The following is a 15,658-nucleotide window of genomic DNA, read 5'->3' as shown; positions in this document are numbered from 1 at the left end:
CATTCTTTTATTTTATAGATTCACAAATGCATTGCAGTAATGCTTCTACAGTGTACTCTTTTGGCACAATAACATGTGGAAAATAGAGGTTCGCCTCTTTTTCCGTAATAGGCCCTATACAAGCAATTGTACATTTTTTCGTCCATTCTCTCCAGTTTGTACCCTCAAGTAAACGAACAAAACTATCAACAGTTGAAGGGCTCGTAAATGTAATAATATTTACTTCCCCTAATTTCAATGCTGTTATAAGTTCTTGTTTTTTCTCTACATTCACCTTCGTACCATATACAATTAACTCATCTAGAAAAATACCAAACTCCCTAAGTTTAACCGGGATTACATCTCTTGCTAAATTCCCTTTCGGAAATAAAATACGCTCGTTTCCACTTAATTCTCTTAGAAACTCTTCGGCAAATGTTTCTGCAACAAACGAGGTCGGAACAAAATGAACTTGATAGCCCCTTTTTTCTAACTCTAATTTTGTTTTCACGCCTACCGCAGCAATTTTAATCGGTCCAGGGAGCTTCTTTCTCAAACTATCTAGAAAAAAAGCTACACCATTTTTACTCGTGAAAATAACCCAGTCATACGAATGTAGCTGCCCTGCTATATGTTGAATTTGCCTATGAGACGTACCTTCCATACGCAAAAGCGGAATTTCCAATGGAATTCCGCTCCTTTCTTTCACTGCTACACTCATTTGTTTCGCTTGGTGCTGGGCACGTGTAATCAATACTGTTTTGCCAGCGAGAGCGTTCATATTTATTGTTGCTCCTTATTTGCAGCAAGGATGAGCTCTTTTGCTCCTTGTTTAATTAAACGGTCCGCAGCCTCTAATCCAACTTGCTTCGGATCATTACCTACTACTATCTCTTTCAATAAAACAGAACCGTCCATAGAACCGACAAGCGCTGTTAATTCGATTGCATCATTTTCTTTAAGAGTTGCATATCCAGCGATTGGAACTTGGCATCCACCTTCAAGTTTATGAAGAAATACTCGTTCAGCAGCCACTGTTCTTTCTGTTACTGCATCATTAATATGCGCTAACAACTGAAGTAAATCCGTATCATCCTCACGACATTCAATCGCTAATGCACCTTGTCCTACGGCTGGTACACATAACGTTTCATCTAAATGTTCTGTAATAACTTCTCCGTCCCAGCCCATTCTCTGTAATCCAGCTGTCGCTAAAATAATTGCATCGTAATCTTCATCTTTTAACTTACGTAAGCGTGTATCGATATTTCCGCGAATCCATTTCACTTGTAAATCTGGTCTCGCAGCTAGTAGTTGTGCACTACGTCTCAAACTACTCGTTCCTAAGATCGCGCCTTCTGCTAAGTCTTTAAACGATTCTCCGTTTTTAGAAATAAAAGCATCACGAGGGTCAACGCGCTTTGGCGTACAACCAATCGTTAATCCATCTGGAAGTACAGCTGGCATATCTTTCATGCTATGTACAGCCATATCAATTTCTTTCGTAAGTAACGCATGTTCAATTTCCTTTACAAATAAACCTTTTCCGCCTACTTTTGAAAGAGTAACATCTAAAATAACATCACCTTTTGTGACGATTTCTTTCACTTCAAATTCATATGGTAAACCAAGCGCTTTTAATTGATCAATAAACCAATTAGTTTGTGTTAATGCTAGTTTACTCTTTCGTGAACCTACAATAATTTTGCGCATAATTCTCTCTCCTCATTATAAATACCAAAAGTGGAAATTAGATAAACTGCTTAATAGAAAAATGTTAACTAGCATTACGAGAAATGCCCCGATATTCCACTGCACAATTTTCTTACCTTGCAACACATCTGCCGCTCGTAAATATAAGCCCACGCAATATACAAATAGAACGACAAAAGACCCAATTACTTTCGTATCATACCAATGGAAATTATCCAATTTTGTATATCCCCATATGCATCCTAATATAATTGCTAATAAGAAAAACGGAACAGAAAATAAATTTAATCCGTAAGACATAGATTCAAGCTTCGGCAAATTTCCTAATCTTCTTAATCTCGCATTCCACTTTTTCTTTTTTAATAGTCGGTATTGCAATAAATACATAATAGAAAAAATAAACGATACAGTAAACGTTGCATAAGAAATAATCGCCATACCGACATGCACGTATACAAGTTCTGAAACTAATTGCTCTGCAAGTACTGGCGACATCTTCCCAAGCGGTGTAAAAATAGAAAAAGCGCTTACGCCAAATGCTACAACATTTGTAAAAAAGACTAAAAAGTCAATACGCATAAATCGATTAATGACTAATGACATCGTAATCAATAACCAAACATAAAAATAAATCCCTGATAATAAAGTTAAAATAGGATTCGTTTCTGAATCTGTAGCCCTAAGCAACATAAAGATAGACTGCAGAACCCATACAATCGAAAGTAACCAAAAAGCAAAGCGGTTCGCCTTTCGGTTACTTTGGAAATAATCTATAAAATATAAACTAATGCTACAAGCATATAAAATAATTGCAATATGATAAATAATACTGTTATTTAAAAAACTCATCCGATCATCCTTCCAAGTTATAAAGATGGAACGGATGGTGTCCACGCTCTTTTATGTTCTACTTCTTCCGTATTTCCCGCTTCTTCCGCTTCTTCCACTTCTAAATCAAAAATCTTCGCAAATAAAGCTAATTTTTCGCCGGCTCCCTCTTCAACAGCTAATTCTTTAGCTACTAAAATTGGGTCCTTTAACAATTGGTTAATAATACTTTTCGTATGTTTACTAATTACTTTTTTCTCACGATCACTAAGGTTTGGTATTTTTCGCTCAAGACTTTCCATCGTATCACTTTGAATTGCTAGCGCTTTATCACGAAGAGCTGATATTAACGGTACAACACCAAGCGTACTTAACCAAGTTTTAAATAAAACCATTTCCTCTTCAATCATAAATTGAATTTTCTCTGCTTCTTTTAAACGTTCAGCACGGTTTGCTTCAACTACACCTTGCAGATCGTCGATATCATATAAGAAAGAGCCTTCTAATTCATCAATCGCCGGATCAATATCACGTGGTACTGCAATATCAACCATAAATAACGGACGACCAGAGCGCATTCTCTCTACTTTTGTCATCATTTCTTTCGTAATGACATATTCTGATGCACCCGTTGAACTAATTAAAATATCCGCTTCTAATAATGCACATTGCAATTCACTTAAAGGCTTTGCATGTCCCATATATTTCTCAGCCATCACTTCCGCTTTCGTAAGCGTCCTATTCATAACCGTTACTTTACGAGCTCCACTTCCGTATAAGTTTTGCAGTGCAAGTTCACCCATCTTACCCGCACCAAGAATAAGTACATGACAATCTGTTAAATCGCCAAATATTTTCTTTCCGAGCTCAACAGCAGCATAACTAACAGACATCGCACTTTCACCAATCGTTGTTTCTGAGTGCGCACGTTTTGCTAACGTAACCACTTGCTTAAACAACTCATTAAAAATTGTACCTGTCGCTTTTACTTGTTGTGCTTCTAAAAAGCTATCTTTTATTTGACCTAAAATTTGCGTCTCTCCAACAACCATAGAATCTAAACCGCACGTTACGCGGAATAAATGATCTATTGCGCCATCTTGTTCAAAAATAGACAAGTATGGTGCGACTTCTTCTATTTCAAGCTGAAACCAATCAGCTAAAAACTTCTTAATGTAATACCGTCCCGTGTGTAATTGATCGACAACAGCGTAAATCTCAGTGCGATTACAAGTTGATACAATGACATTTTCTAGCACGCTCTTTTGGTTTTGTAATATAGTCATTGCTTGCTCTAGCTCTGCTGCCTGAAATGTGAGTTTCTCACGAAATTCTACAGGGGCTGTTCGATAATTTACACTAACAACAAGAATATGCACGCAGCATGTCCCCCTTCACCCGTTTTATCACTTTATCTACTATCATAATACAACTTTCCTCTTATGAATCTGACAATCGTGTGAACAACTGATTATTTTTTATTTATTCTCCATATGTAATAAAGGAGCTTCAGTAAGATTAATAAAGAACTTTCTACTTTATAATAATTATAAAATAATAACTCTATTTGTACGTTACCAAAAAAAGTCCTCATAATCAAGTGATGGAAACTATTCCATATTAATTATAACATCATCTTTTCTATCTTCTTTCATCATGAAGGAAAATATGTATGATTGTTCCAAAATATAGTACTCACTTTCTCGATGCAATGCATTTGACATTGTATTTCTTTTTCGTTATATTGGTTTTACAAAATTAAATTGTGCACAATTTAAAAAATACAAGGAGTTGCCTATGAAAGAAAATCCTTTGCATCTAGATAACCAACTTTGTTTTTCTATTTACGCTTGTTCTAGAGAGGTTACCCGTTTTTACCGCCCCTATTTAGAAGAAATGGGCATTACGTATCCCCAGTACATTACTTTACTCGTACTCTGGGAACAAGACGGACTAACAGTAAAAGAAATTGGAGAACGTCTATTTTTAGATTCTGGTACTTTAACACCTATGTTAAAACGTATGGAATCATTAAAACTTGTACAACGTGTTCGTTCAAAAGAAGACGAGCGAAAAGTTTGTATTGAATTAACAGAACAAGGTAAAGATTTAAAAGAAATAGCTTGTTCATTACCAACAACGATGGCTACAAATTTAGGAATTACAGAGCAAGAATATCATTCTTTATTAATCCAATTAAACACATTAATTGAAACAATGAAAAAAATTAATGACAGAAAAGGGGAATAAACATGGATAAATTATATACTGCTTCAGTAACAGCAACAGGTGGAAGAAACGGTAAGGTAGTTTCAGATGATGGCATATTAAATCTTGATGTAAAAATGCCAAAAGCACTAGGTGGCGCAGGCGGAGAAGCAACAAATCCAGAACAATTATTTGCAGCTGGTTATGCAGCTTGCTTTGATAGTGCATTACAACTTGTAATTCGTACAAAACGTATGAAGGTGGAAAGTACAGAAGTGACTGCACACGTTTCTATCGGTAAAGATACAGATGGTGGTTTCGGACTATCTGCTGTACTTGACGTACATGTTGCTGGTGTTTCTCATGCCGAAGCACAAGAACTTGTAGAAGCCGCTCACGGTGTATGTCCTTACTCTAAAGCAACAAGAGGAAATATTGAAGTTACATTAAACGTACGCTAAAAGTTTAGTAAATAAAAAAAACGCGCGACATTCGTCACGCGTTTTTTGTTTTTGTCATTTTATGAATTGCTTTCCATGCTTCTTCTTTTCCAAGTCCTGTTTCAGAAGAGAATAGAACGATTTCATCGCCAATTTCAACAGCAAGCGTTTCTTTTACAACTTTTAAATGCTTTTGCCATTTCCCTTTCGGAATTTTATCGGCTTTCGTTGCAATAATAATTGTTGGGATTTCATAATGCTTTAAGAAATCATACATCATAATGTCATCTTTTGTTGGTTGGTGACGTAAATCAACTACTAATACAGCTGCGTCTAATTGCGTACGTGTTGTAAAGTAAGTTTCAATCATTCTGCCCCATGCCGCGCGCTCTGTTTTAGATACTTTCGCATATCCATAACCTGGAACGTCAACAAAATGCATCATTTCATTGATTAAGAAAAAGTTCAGCGTTTGCGTTTTTCCTGGTTTAGAAGAAATACGTACTAACTTTTTACGATTTAAAATTTTATTAATAAAGGAAGACTTCCCGACATTAGAACGACCTGCTAAGGCAATTTCTGGTAAATCACTGTCTGGATATTGTTCCGGTTTAACGGCACTAATTACAATATCTGCTTTTGTTACTTTCATTGTTTCACTCCTACTAATGCGTGCTCCAATACTTCGTCTAAATGAGATGCAAGCACAAACGTAAGGTTTTCTTTTACGCTCTCTGGAATATCATCTAAATCTTTCTCATTTTCCGCCGGTAAAATAATTTTTGTTAATCCCGCGCGGTGAGCACTTAATGTTTTTTCTTTCAAACCACCAATCGGTAATACACGACCACGAAGTGTAATTTCACCTGTCATACCAACTTCTTTACTTACAGGAATACCTGTTAGTGCAGAAATAAGTGCCGTTGCCATCGTAATACCTGCTGATGGTCCATCTTTTGGAACTGCTCCTTCTGGAACATGAATATGAATATCGTTTTTCTCATGGAAATCCGGATCAATATGAAGTTCTTCTGCACGAGAACGAATATAGCTAAACGCGGCTTGTGCGGATTCTTTCATAACATCCCCAAGTTTCCCTGTTAAAATTAATTTCCCTTTTCCTGGCGCTACAGACACTTCAATTGCAAGTGTATCGCCGCCCGCTGCTGTATAAGCTAAACCTGTTGCCATACCAACTTGGTCTGTTTTTTCAGCTTGACCATAACGGAATATATGCTTACCAAGTAAATCAACAATATTTTTCTCTGTTACAACAATGCGCTTGCGTTCTGCTGTAACGATAATTTTTGCTGCTTTACGGCAAACTTTTGCAATTTGACGCTCTAACGTACGAACACCAGCCTCGCGTGTATAATAACGAATAATTTCAAGAAGCGCTTCATCACGTACTTGCAAATTACCTTTTCGCAAACCGTGCTCTTTTAATTGTTTCGGCAATAAATGCTCACGAGCAATGTGCACCTTTTCAAGTTCTGTATAACCAGCAATTGAAATAATTTCCATACGGTCAAGCAATGGGCCCGGAACACTTGCAAGTGTATTAGCAGTTGCAACGAACATAACTTTCGATAAATCATATGGCTCTTCAATGTAATGATCACTGAAGTTATGGTTTTGTTCTGGATCTAACACTTCAAGTAACGCCGCTGATGGGTCTCCCCTGAAATCGTTAGACATTTTATCAATCTCATCTAATAAGAAGACTGGATTAACTGTTTTCGCCTTTTTCATACCTTGAATAATACGTCCTGGCATCGCTCCTACATATGTACGACGGTGACCACGAATTTCAGATTCATCACGCACACCACCAAGAGAAACACGTACAAAATTACGGTTTAACGATGTTGCAATAGAACGTGCTAACGAAGTTTTCCCAACCCCAGGAGGTCCTACTAGACAAAGAATTGGCCCTTTTAATGAATTCGTTAACTTCTGTACAGCTAAATATTCAAGTACTCGCTCTTTCACTTTTTCAAGACCGTAATGATCTTTATTTAAAATTTCTTCCGAATGAGTGAGGTCAATCATATCCTCTGTTGCTGTTGTCCATGGGAGAGTTAATAACCAATCAATATAATTATGAATGACACCACTCTCAGCAGAACTTACAGGTAATTTTTCATAACGATCTAATTCTTTCAGTGCAGCCTTCATTGTTTCTTCAGGCATTCCCGACTGTTCAATTTTCTCACGAAGTTCTTCAACTTCCCCGCCCTTGCCTTCTTTATCACCAAGTTCAGTTTGAATCGCCTTCATTTGCTCACGTAAGAAATATTCTTTTTGCGTGCGCTCCATTGAACGTTTCACTTTTTGTCCAATTTTCTTTTCTAGGCTAAGTAACTCTTGTTCATCTTGAATAATTGAAATAAGTGTATGTAGTCGCTCTTTCACAGATACAATCTCTAAAATCTCTTGTTTCTGCTTCGTTTTAATCGGTAAGTGAGAAGCAATTAAATCAGCTAGTCTTCCGGGTTCTTCTACATCAGCTACCGTTGCAAATGTTTCATTTGAAACTTTTTTCGAAACTTTAATATATTGTTCGAAATGCTCCAGTAACGTACGCATAAGAGCCTTCTCTTCCAAATCATCTTCTACTTCTTCAGTTACTGTTCTAATAGAAACTTGTACCACATTTTCTTCTTCGATAAACTCTACTACTTCTGCTCTATGTAAACCTTCTACAAGGACACGAAGCGTACCGTTCGGCAATTTTAACATTTGCTTCACTTTCGCCACTGTACCTACACTATATATGTCATCTTCTTTCGGATCGTCGATATTCATTTCTTTTTGCATTGCTAAAAAGATGATATTTTCATCCATTGCCGCCTGCTCTAGTGCTTGTATCGATTTATCACGTCCTACATCAAGATGCAGAACCATCGTTGGATATACGAGAATGCCTCTTAATGGTAGGAGGGGCACAATTCTTTCATTCGTATTCATACTAGACATAGCACCTCCATAATAAATTAAACTCCTGTTCAACTATTCTATATTACAATACATCTAGATGCAATTGCAGAGATTCTTCGCAATTGTAAATCCCCTGTTTTTTTGTGCCTCACGAAAAGAAAAAAGACTCCGCTTAAGCATACAAACTTAAACGAAGTCTGGCAAATTTTTATTATTGTATATTCTCACATTGATTGTGCATCTGTTTCACCCAAATCATTATGTGCATCAAGCTCACGATGCACATTTTCCTGCATAAATGTTAATTCAAATACTTCTTTTAATTTGCGAACAGGAATAATCTCAATTCCCTTTATTGTATACAAAAATGGTTGCATGTTTTCAGCCGGAATGATGACTTTCTTAGCTCCCGCTTTTTTCGCAGCTTTTATTTTTGCGTACACACCACCAATAGGCTTCACTTCTCCGTGGATACTTATCTCACCTGTCATCGCTACTTCATTATTCACATACGTACGATGCACTGCTGAATAGACACCTGTTGCCATAGCAATACCTGCTGAAGGACCATCAATCGGGATACCACCAGGAAAATTAATATGTATATCATACCCTTCTGGCAAGACATCTAGAGAACGAAGTACTGTTAACACATTATCAACAGAACCTTTCGCCATACTTTTACGGCGGATTGATTTCGTTTGATTCCCAATACTTTCCTCTTCTACAATTCCAGTGACATTTACTGATCCTTTATCTTTCGCAGGAATAGCTGTTACCTCAATTTCTAATAACGCACCTGTATTCGGCCCGTATACAGCAAGCCCGTTCACAAGACCGATTCTCGGAATTGGATAAATACGTTTTTCGTACTTTGGTGTAAGCTGACTAGAATGAACAACCCACTCAATATCTTCATCTTTAATGAAAGGTCGTTCTTCATTTATCGCCATACCAGCAGAAATTTGCACGAGATTAATTGCTTCTCGCCCATTTCTTGCATACATTCCAATCATTTCGATACCGTTCTCACCTACTTGCATCTCCACTTTGTCAGCTGCATTTTTCGCTACCTTTTGAATTTCTTCTGTATCTAACTCACGGAAGAACACTTCTAAACACCGCGACCTAATTGCAGGAGGAATTTCCTCTGGTGAACGTGTCGTTGCACCAACTAAGCGAAAATCTGCAGGTAAACCTTTTTGAAAAATATCATGTATATACGTTGGAATCATCGAATTTTCTTCACTATAATACGCACTTTCCAAAAACACTTTCCGATCTTCTAACACTTTTAGCATTTTATTCATTTGAATTGGATGTAATTCACCAATCTCATCAATGAACAAAATACCACCATGCGCATCTGTTACAGCCCCTTTTTTCGGTTGCGGGATACCCGCTTGTCCCATCGCACCTGCTCCTTGATAAATAGGATCATGCACTGAACCAATTAATGGATCCGCAATACCACGCTCATCAAACCTAGCTGTCGTCGCATCAAGTTCGATAAATGTTGCATTTGTACGAAATGGAGATTTCGGATTTCGTTTCGCTTCTTCTAATACAAGGCGTGCTGCCGCTGTCTTTCCGACACCTGGCGGACCGTATATGATCACATGTTGCGGATTAGGACCACAAAGAGCCGCTTTTAACGACTTAATCCCGTCTTCTTGCCCTACAATGTCTATAAAGGATGTAGGACGTACCTTTTCCGCAAGCGGCTCTGTTAAAGAAACCTCACGCATTTTACGAAGCTGCTCTAATTCTTTTTTCGATTCTCGATCAATTGAAACTTTTTGTGTTCGCTGATTTCGAAGTAAATGCCAAAAATACAATCCGACAATTACGCCAAAAACAAGTTGAACAAGTAAAAATATATTTGTCCAGCTCATAATTCATTTCCTCCCGCTATGTTTTACCTTTTAGTATTTCCTGGGAGGAATAGTGCTAAACATAAAGAAAAACAGCAATTATAAAAATTGCTGTTTCTTCTTCGCATTATGCAGATGTTTTTGTATCAAGTACAGTACCGTCTTGTAACACCAATTTTGGCGGTTCATTATCAGCTACTGTTTCTTTCGTAAGAATACACTTCTCGATATCTTTGCGAGATGGAAGTTCGAACATTACATCAAGCATCAATCCTTCAATAATAGAACGAAGTCCACGAGCACCTGTTTTACGTTCAATTGCTTTTTTCGCAATCTCAACTAGTGCACCTTCTTCAAACTCTAACTCAACATCGTCAAGCTCCAATAATTTTTGGAATTGCTTAACAAGTGCATTTTTCGGTTTAGTTAAAATATCTACAAGAGCATCTTCATCAAGCGGCTCTAGGTTCGCAATAACTGGAAGACGACCGATAAACTCCGGAATTAAACCGAATCTTAAAAGATCCTCTGGTAAAACGTGAGATAAAACATGCTTCTCATTTACATCAGCATTTTTCTTCTCAGCACCAAATCCAATTACTTTCTCACCAAGGCGACGTTTAATAATAGGCTCGATGCCATCAAACGCTCCACCACAAATGAATAGGATGTTCGTTGTATCAATTTGAATAAACTCTTGATGCGGGTGCTTACGACCACCTTGAGGTGGAACGCTCGCTACAGTACCTTCTAAAATTTTCAGAAGTGCCTGCTGTACACCTTCACCAGATACATCACGTGTAATTGATGGATTTTCGGACTTACGTGCCACTTTATCAATCTCATCAATATAAATAATTCCTTTTTCCGCTTTTTCTACATCGTAATCAGCCGCTTGAATTAGTTTTAGTAAGATGTTTTCTACATCTTCCCCAACGTATCCAGCTTCTGTTAAAGATGTTGCGTCCGCGATTGCAAATGGAACATTTAAAATACGCGCTAATGTTTGTGCCAATAATGTTTTACCACTACCAGTTGGCCCAATAAGTGAAATATTACTCTTCGCTAATTCTACATCATCAATTTTGCTGTTAGAATTAATGCGTTTGTAATGGTTATATACCGCTACCGCTAGTGCTTTTTTCGCGTTATCTTGTCCGATGACATACTCATCTAAGATTTCACGAATTTCTACCGGTTTCGGTACATCTTTGAATTCTACTTCTTCGTCCTTCGCAAGCTCCTCTTGTACAATTTCAGTACAAAGCTCGATACACTCGTCACAAATGTAAACACCTGGACCTGCAACTAACTTTCGAACTTGCGTTTGTGTTTTACCACAGAAAGAACATTTTAATTGACCTTTTTCATCATTAAATTTAAACATATTTTCACACCCCTTACAAAGTGCTAACCTCTTGCCTTCGTATGTACACGATAAATGTATCGTATGTAAATACATATTATGTCACTACGTAGCGAGAAATACAAATAATATGACTAGTTATGTACAAATAAAAAAATTTTAAAACTTTTGAAATATGTATATTCGACTTACAAAGGTACTTTTCCTTCTTCATCGAAAAGTTTTATAAATATATTTCTATATTTATAAAACAAGGCACGATTAAAATCGCGCCTTGTTATTTTATTATGCAGCGTTGTCTACTAAGAAGTCTACAGCTTTACGCACTTTAAGATCTTCAGATAAAGCGTCTACGCTTCCAAGAGCTTGCTTGATAGCGTCTACTGGCATACCGTACATTTCAGCCATTTTTTCAACTTCTGCAGTTACTTCTTCTTCAGTAACTTCGATGTTTTCAGCTTCAATGATAGCTTCAAGAACAAGATTGATTCTTACACGTTTTTGTGCATCCTCTTTCATTTGCTCTTTTAATTTGTCAGCGTCAGTACCTGTGAATTGGTAGTAAAGCTCAAGGTTCATACCTTGTTGGCTTAAACGTTGCTCGAATTCACGAACCATACGATCTAACTCAGTGTCGATCATAGCTTCTGGAATGTCGATTTCAGCGTTAGCAGCAGCTAATTCTACTACTTCGTCACGTACTTTGTGCTCAGCTTCGTGCTTTTTGCCTTCTTCTAAGTTTGTACGAAGTTTTGTTTTTAATTCATCAAGAGTTGCAACTTCTTCGTCAGCATCTTTAGCGAACTCGTCGTTTAACTCAGGAAGTTCTTTTGTTTTGATTTCGTGAATTGTTACTTTGAATGTTGCTGGTTTACCAGCTAATTCAGCAGCATGGTACTCTTCTGGGAATGATACTTCAACTTCTTTAGAATCACCAGATTTAAGACCAATTACTTGCTCTTCGAAACCTGGGATGAAAGTACCAGAACCGATTGCAAGAGAATAGTTTTCGCCTTTTCCGCCTTCAAATGCTTCGCCATCAACGAAACCTTCGAAGTCGATTACAGCTGTATCACCATCTGCAGCAGTTCCTTCTTCTTTAACAACTAGTTCAGCTTGACGCTCTTGTAAAGCTTTTACTTCGTTCTCTACATCCTCGTCAGTTACAGTTGTTTCAACTTTTTCTACTGCTAAACCTTTGTAATCACCTAATTTAACTTCAGGTTTTACAGTAACTTTTGCAGTGAAAATTAAGTTTTGGCCTTTTTCGAATTTCTCGATGTCAATCTCAGGATGAGCAACTGGGAAGATACCAGCTTCATCGATTGCTTCACCGTATGCTTTTGGTAAGATGATATCTAAAGCATCTTGGTATAAAGATTCAATACCAAAGCGTTGTTCGAATAATGGACGAGGCATTTTTCCTTTACGGAAACCTGGTACATTAATTGTTTTTACTACTTTTTTGAATGCAGCGTCGATAGAGTTATTTACTTCTTTAGCATCAACTTCGATTGTTAAAACGCCAACGTTACCTTCTAATTTTTCCCATTTTGTAGACATTTATTCTTTCCCTCCAACTATAATAATGTATGCACATACCTCTATAGATCAAAATTTTTATTATCTCTTTCTTGAAATAACAAATATACAAATAACCCTCTAGCAAAAAGCTTTCAGATACAATGTTCCAATCTACTAATTGTCTAAAAGACAACTACGGTATATTTTGTTCGAGACTAATATGAAACATATTAAGTAAGAGAATTATACTCCTCTTCTCTTACAAACAGGCAGATTTCTGCCTTTTGCAACCCTTACATTATAACATAGAATGTGCTCGTTTCAATAACTGAACGATTCTTTTTCATAATTATACGGGCAAATACCCTTCTCTTTCAATGCGCAGTAACCATTGATAGGCAATATGAAATTCCTCAAACTCAATATTGTATGCTGTCATAAGTTCTTCTTCATCAATAGCCAATCCGAAACGCTTTCTTCCAATTCTCTCTAAGACAGCAGCCCAAATTTCTACTTTATCCATTAATAGAGGGAACGGAAAAATGCTAATTTGTAATTCTTTCCAGTATGTAACCATCGTACTAAATATATCTGGATAATTTTGCTCTAATCGGTTTGAGAATTTATGTATAATTTTATCGGATTGCTCCTCATTATGACCTGTAAATGCTGGAATCACCTTTATCGTATTTCCAAACTTCTCTACTTCTATCTCTTCTTCTATTTGATTTTCTACCATTTTATACAAAATAGAAGTTTTTAAATACGGGTGCTGATCTTCGTCTATTAAAAATTTCTTTAAAGTAGGAAGTGCGAGATCCAGGTCTTTTAACGAAAGTTTCTGGATAACTCTTAGCTTTTGACCAAAGTTTTCTCCAAAAAGCCCATCGGTAAATTCTTCTAATTCAAAATTCGAATCCACTAGCGGTGTATCTTCTTCATTCAGCATCCCTTGCGCAAACAAAGCCAGCTGCGCCAATTTTTCCTTTTGCTCAGGAATTATATCTTTCGTTTGCAAAACTTCCTCAACAGTTTCAATGACACCTTCATAATCATTTGTTTGAACTAAAATAGTTACATACGTTTCAAGAATATCACCAAATAATATAGCTCCTGTTTCAAGCAACTGCTCACATTTTTCTTTCGCTTCTTCCATACGTTTTAATTCTAGCAAACAAATAACGGAAGCTAATTCTGTTTGTTCCGTTTCTGCATTATACTGACGTAATATTTCAAAGCAGCGCAATGCATCTTCGAATTCCCGCTCTTTCAACGCTAAAAAACCTTTATCAATATAGCGTTCTGATAGTTGCGGAAACAATACGACCGTATTTTCTTTTTTATCCATACGTCCGCCTCTTTTTCTAGATTTTAATGATCTTCAAAGTAAATATATCAAATGCGTAATGAGAACACAACATTCCAAAATTATTTATTTGAAATATAGGAATATTCTATTTTCATAACGAAAAAGCAACAAACTTCTAAATGAAATTCATTTTTCACAAACAAAAACCCTCAGCAACAGACGGCAGAGGGTTCATCATTAATGGAAAGCTTTTATAATTGTGGGGTATATAACAAGGGTAATAATTTGGAGAACAATAATTGCCATAACAATCATGCTAAAATAGAAGATTGGTTTACTTCGCTTCATTAAAAACATAATAATAAGCATCGTACAAGCAAACAAACTTAAAAAGAACAAACTCGTTGTCGAACTAAGTATACCACTCGGGACAAAGAACAATAAAACTACACTACAAGTACCTATAATTCCAAATAACCATTCCATTCATTCACTCATTCCCTTTCCCTCTCATGGCAGTTTTTTCTACGCTACTAAATGTTTTACAACATCAATTACATATGTTAACTTTTCATACGCCACAAACCCAAAAGCTACTGTTAAACCCGTTACGATTAATCCTTTCATCATCTCTTCCTCCTCATTTATCGTTGTTATCTTCATTATATAGGATTAGTAATTTGTTACCATCGAACTTCCTTACACTTACCTTACAGAGTTGTAAGATTTCAAAAATAAGTTTAAAATCATGTTAATGTATTTTTGTACAATTAAGAATTTAATTTACAAGGGGGATTATATATGTTCAAAAAAATGGCAGCTGACGTTTTAGGATTAAGCGATGTAGGTTCCGTTATCACACCAAAAGATTACGATAAGGTCGATGCTGATGATTACGTAATGCATGAAGATGGGGAGAAAATTTACTTTCTTATTAAATCAAAATCGGATGAATATTGCTTTACAAACAAAGGATTAATTCACCTAGATGGTACAAGTGCCACAAGCAAAAAACGTACATTACGCCGCTTTAGCTATAGTAAATATCAAATTAAAAACGTAGCACTTGAAACTGCAGGAACGATTGATTTAGATGTAGAAATTAAATTTCAGATGGGAGATGAGCATTACTCAATTGATGTTCATAAAAAACATATTGAAGAATTAAAAGATTTATATAAGGCTCTTCTTAAAATCGAAGAAATTTCATACGACAACGACATTACATTGCAGTATGCACATAAAAGTTTAGATATGGCATCTAACGCTTTCAGCCGTATTTCAAATGCACAAGTAAATTTAGCAGAACAGTTTAAAGAGATGAACGAGATCGCCTTTAGCTGGCTCGTTGATACGAAAAAGCAATATAACGTGAAAGATTACGGTTTTGTCTTTGAAAAATTTATTAATAACTAATTTAAAACAAACAAAAAACCTTGTTATCAAAAGATAACAAGGTTTTTTTAGCGTCCCAGGA

At 36.4% G+C, this 15,658-nt stretch carries 14 protein-coding genes; 3 read left to right on the top strand and 11 right to left on the bottom strand.

Translation table 11 applies throughout. From position 1 onward, the window contains the following. Window positions 1-7 precede the first annotated feature (7 nt). From hemD to hemA, 4 genes are read right to left on the bottom strand one after another with little or no spacing between them, the layout of a single operon-like run. Entirely contained in the window at window positions 8-760 is a 753-nt protein-coding gene (gene hemD / locus JFU18_RS20760; protein ID WP_201034342.1) for a uroporphyrinogen-III synthase, read from the bottom strand. 2 nt (window positions 761-762) lie between these two features. Further along, entirely contained in the window at window positions 763-1,692 is a 930-nt protein-coding gene (hemC, locus tag JFU18_RS20755; protein WP_002034194.1) for a hydroxymethylbilane synthase, read from the bottom strand. 15 nt (window positions 1,693-1,707) lie between these two features. Next, the gene (locus tag JFU18_RS20750; protein WP_002015354.1) at window positions 1,708-2,541 is read right to left on the bottom strand and encodes a cytochrome c biogenesis protein; all 834 of its coding nucleotides are present in this window, start codon (window positions 2,539-2,541) and stop codon (window positions 1,708-1,710) included. Between the two features lie 17 nt (window positions 2,542-2,558). After that, window positions 2,559-3,899 carry a glutamyl-tRNA reductase gene (hemA, locus tag JFU18_RS20745; protein WP_201034343.1) on the bottom strand — a complete coding sequence of 447 codons (1,341 nt, stop codon included), beginning with the start codon at window positions 3,897-3,899 and terminating at the stop codon, window positions 2,559-2,561. A 418-nt stretch (window positions 3,900-4,317) separates the two neighbouring features. Here hemA and JFU18_RS20740 point away from each other — a divergent pair, with 418 nt between their 5' ends. Both JFU18_RS20740 and JFU18_RS20735 read left to right on the top strand, forming a co-directional pair. Continuing rightward, a complete protein-coding gene (locus tag JFU18_RS20740) occupies window positions 4,318-4,770 on the top strand; it encodes a MarR family winged helix-turn-helix transcriptional regulator (protein WP_002015350.1) in 453 nt (150 codons plus the stop codon). Between the two features lie 2 nt (window positions 4,771-4,772). Next, the gene (locus JFU18_RS20735; RefSeq protein ID WP_002015349.1) at window positions 4,773-5,189 is read left to right on the top strand and encodes an organic hydroperoxide resistance protein; all 417 of its coding nucleotides are present in this window, start codon (window positions 4,773-4,775) and stop codon (window positions 5,187-5,189) included. A 34-nt stretch (window positions 5,190-5,223) separates the two neighbouring features. Here the strand turns inward: JFU18_RS20735 and yihA are convergent, their stop codons facing one another. The 7 genes from yihA to JFU18_RS20700 form a co-directional block, all read right to left on the bottom strand. Continuing rightward, window positions 5,224-5,820: a ribosome biogenesis GTP-binding protein YihA/YsxC gene (gene yihA / locus JFU18_RS20730; protein ID WP_002088829.1), complete on the bottom strand. Its 597-nt coding sequence runs from the start codon at window positions 5,818-5,820 to the stop codon at window positions 5,224-5,226. Further along, complete coding sequence (gene lon / locus JFU18_RS20725) at window positions 5,817-8,147, bottom strand: endopeptidase La (RefSeq protein ID WP_201031835.1); 2,331 nt, start codon at window positions 8,145-8,147, stop codon at window positions 5,817-5,819. The genes yihA and lon overlap by 4 nt, the downstream gene beginning before the upstream one ends. Before the next feature lie 185 nt (window positions 8,148-8,332). After that, the gene (gene lonB, locus JFU18_RS20720; RefSeq protein WP_002015346.1) at window positions 8,333-10,003 is read right to left on the bottom strand and encodes an ATP-dependent protease LonB; all 1,671 of its coding nucleotides are present in this window, start codon (window positions 10,001-10,003) and stop codon (window positions 8,333-8,335) included. Window positions 10,004-10,109: 106 nt separating this feature from the next. Further along, on the bottom strand, window positions 10,110-11,369 hold the full coding sequence (gene clpX / locus JFU18_RS20715) for an ATP-dependent protease ATP-binding subunit ClpX (protein WP_000472285.1): 1,260 nt from the start codon (window positions 11,367-11,369) through the stop codon (window positions 10,110-10,112). Window positions 11,370-11,633: 264 nt separating this feature from the next. Further along, a complete protein-coding gene (tig, locus tag JFU18_RS20710; protein ID WP_002034203.1) occupies window positions 11,634-12,911 on the bottom strand; it encodes a trigger factor in 1,278 nt (425 codons plus the stop codon). Window positions 12,912-13,221: 310 nt separating this feature from the next. Continuing rightward, window positions 13,222-14,220 (bottom strand): hypothetical protein, encoded by a 999-nt coding sequence (locus JFU18_RS20705; protein ID WP_201031836.1) that lies wholly within the window; start codon window positions 14,218-14,220, stop codon window positions 13,222-13,224. Between the two features lie 198 nt (window positions 14,221-14,418). Then, window positions 14,419-14,667, bottom strand: coding sequence for a hypothetical protein (locus tag JFU18_RS20700; protein ID WP_001983650.1), 249 nt, complete (start codon window positions 14,665-14,667; stop codon window positions 14,419-14,421). Between the two features lie 315 nt (window positions 14,668-14,982). Here JFU18_RS20700 and JFU18_RS20695 point away from each other — a divergent pair, with 315 nt between their 5' ends. Then, window positions 14,983-15,597, top strand: coding sequence for a PH domain-containing protein (locus JFU18_RS20695; protein ID WP_137057903.1), 615 nt, complete (start codon window positions 14,983-14,985; stop codon window positions 15,595-15,597). Window positions 15,598-15,658 lie beyond the last annotated feature (61 nt).

This window comes from Bacillus sp. TH22, from assembly GCF_016651015.1.
Lineage (GTDB): Bacteria > Bacillota > Bacilli > Bacillales > Bacillaceae_G > Bacillus_A > Bacillus_A mycoides.
Note: the sequence above shows the minus strand (reverse complement) of the source record. Positions and strands in the feature narration are given on the sequence as shown.

Bases quoted from the DNA above. Each gene is read 5' to 3' on its own strand.
- hemD (WP_201034342.1), bottom strand. From the start codon at position 760: ATGAACGCTCTCGCTGGCAAAACAGTATTGATTACACGTGCCCAGCAC.
- hemC (WP_002034194.1), bottom strand. From the start codon at position 1,692: ATGCGCAAAATTATTGTAGGTTCACGAAAGAGTAAACTAGCATTAACA.
- JFU18_RS20750 (WP_002015354.1), bottom strand. From the start codon at position 2,541: ATGAGTTTTTTAAATAACAGTATTATTTATCATATTGCAATTATTTTA.
- JFU18_RS20740 (WP_002015350.1), top strand. From the start codon at position 4,318: ATGAAAGAAAATCCTTTGCATCTAGATAACCAACTTTGTTTTTCTATT.
- JFU18_RS20735 (WP_002015349.1), top strand. From the start codon at position 4,773: ATGGATAAATTATATACTGCTTCAGTAACAGCAACAGGTGGAAGAAAC.
- yihA (WP_002088829.1), bottom strand. From the start codon at position 5,820: ATGAAAGTAACAAAAGCAGATATTGTAATTAGTGCCGTTAAACCGGAA.
- lon (WP_201031835.1), bottom strand. From the start codon at position 8,147: ATGTCTAGTATGAATACGAATGAAAGAATTGTGCCCCTCCTACCATTA.
- lonB (WP_002015346.1), bottom strand. From the start codon at position 10,003: ATGAGCTGGACAAATATATTTTTACTTGTTCAACTTGTTTTTGGCGTA.
- clpX (WP_000472285.1), bottom strand. From the start codon at position 11,369: ATGTTTAAATTTAATGATGAAAAAGGTCAATTAAAATGTTCTTTCTGT.
- tig (WP_002034203.1), bottom strand. From the start codon at position 12,911: ATGTCTACAAAATGGGAAAAATTAGAAGGTAACGTTGGCGTTTTAACA.
- JFU18_RS20705 (WP_201031836.1), bottom strand. From the start codon at position 14,220: ATGGATAAAAAAGAAAATACGGTCGTATTGTTTCCGCAACTATCAGAA.
- JFU18_RS20700 (WP_001983650.1), bottom strand. From the start codon at position 14,667: ATGGAATGGTTATTTGGAATTATAGGTACTTGTAGTGTAGTTTTATTG.
- JFU18_RS20695 (WP_137057903.1), top strand. From the start codon at position 14,983: ATGTTCAAAAAAATGGCAGCTGACGTTTTAGGATTAAGCGATGTAGGT.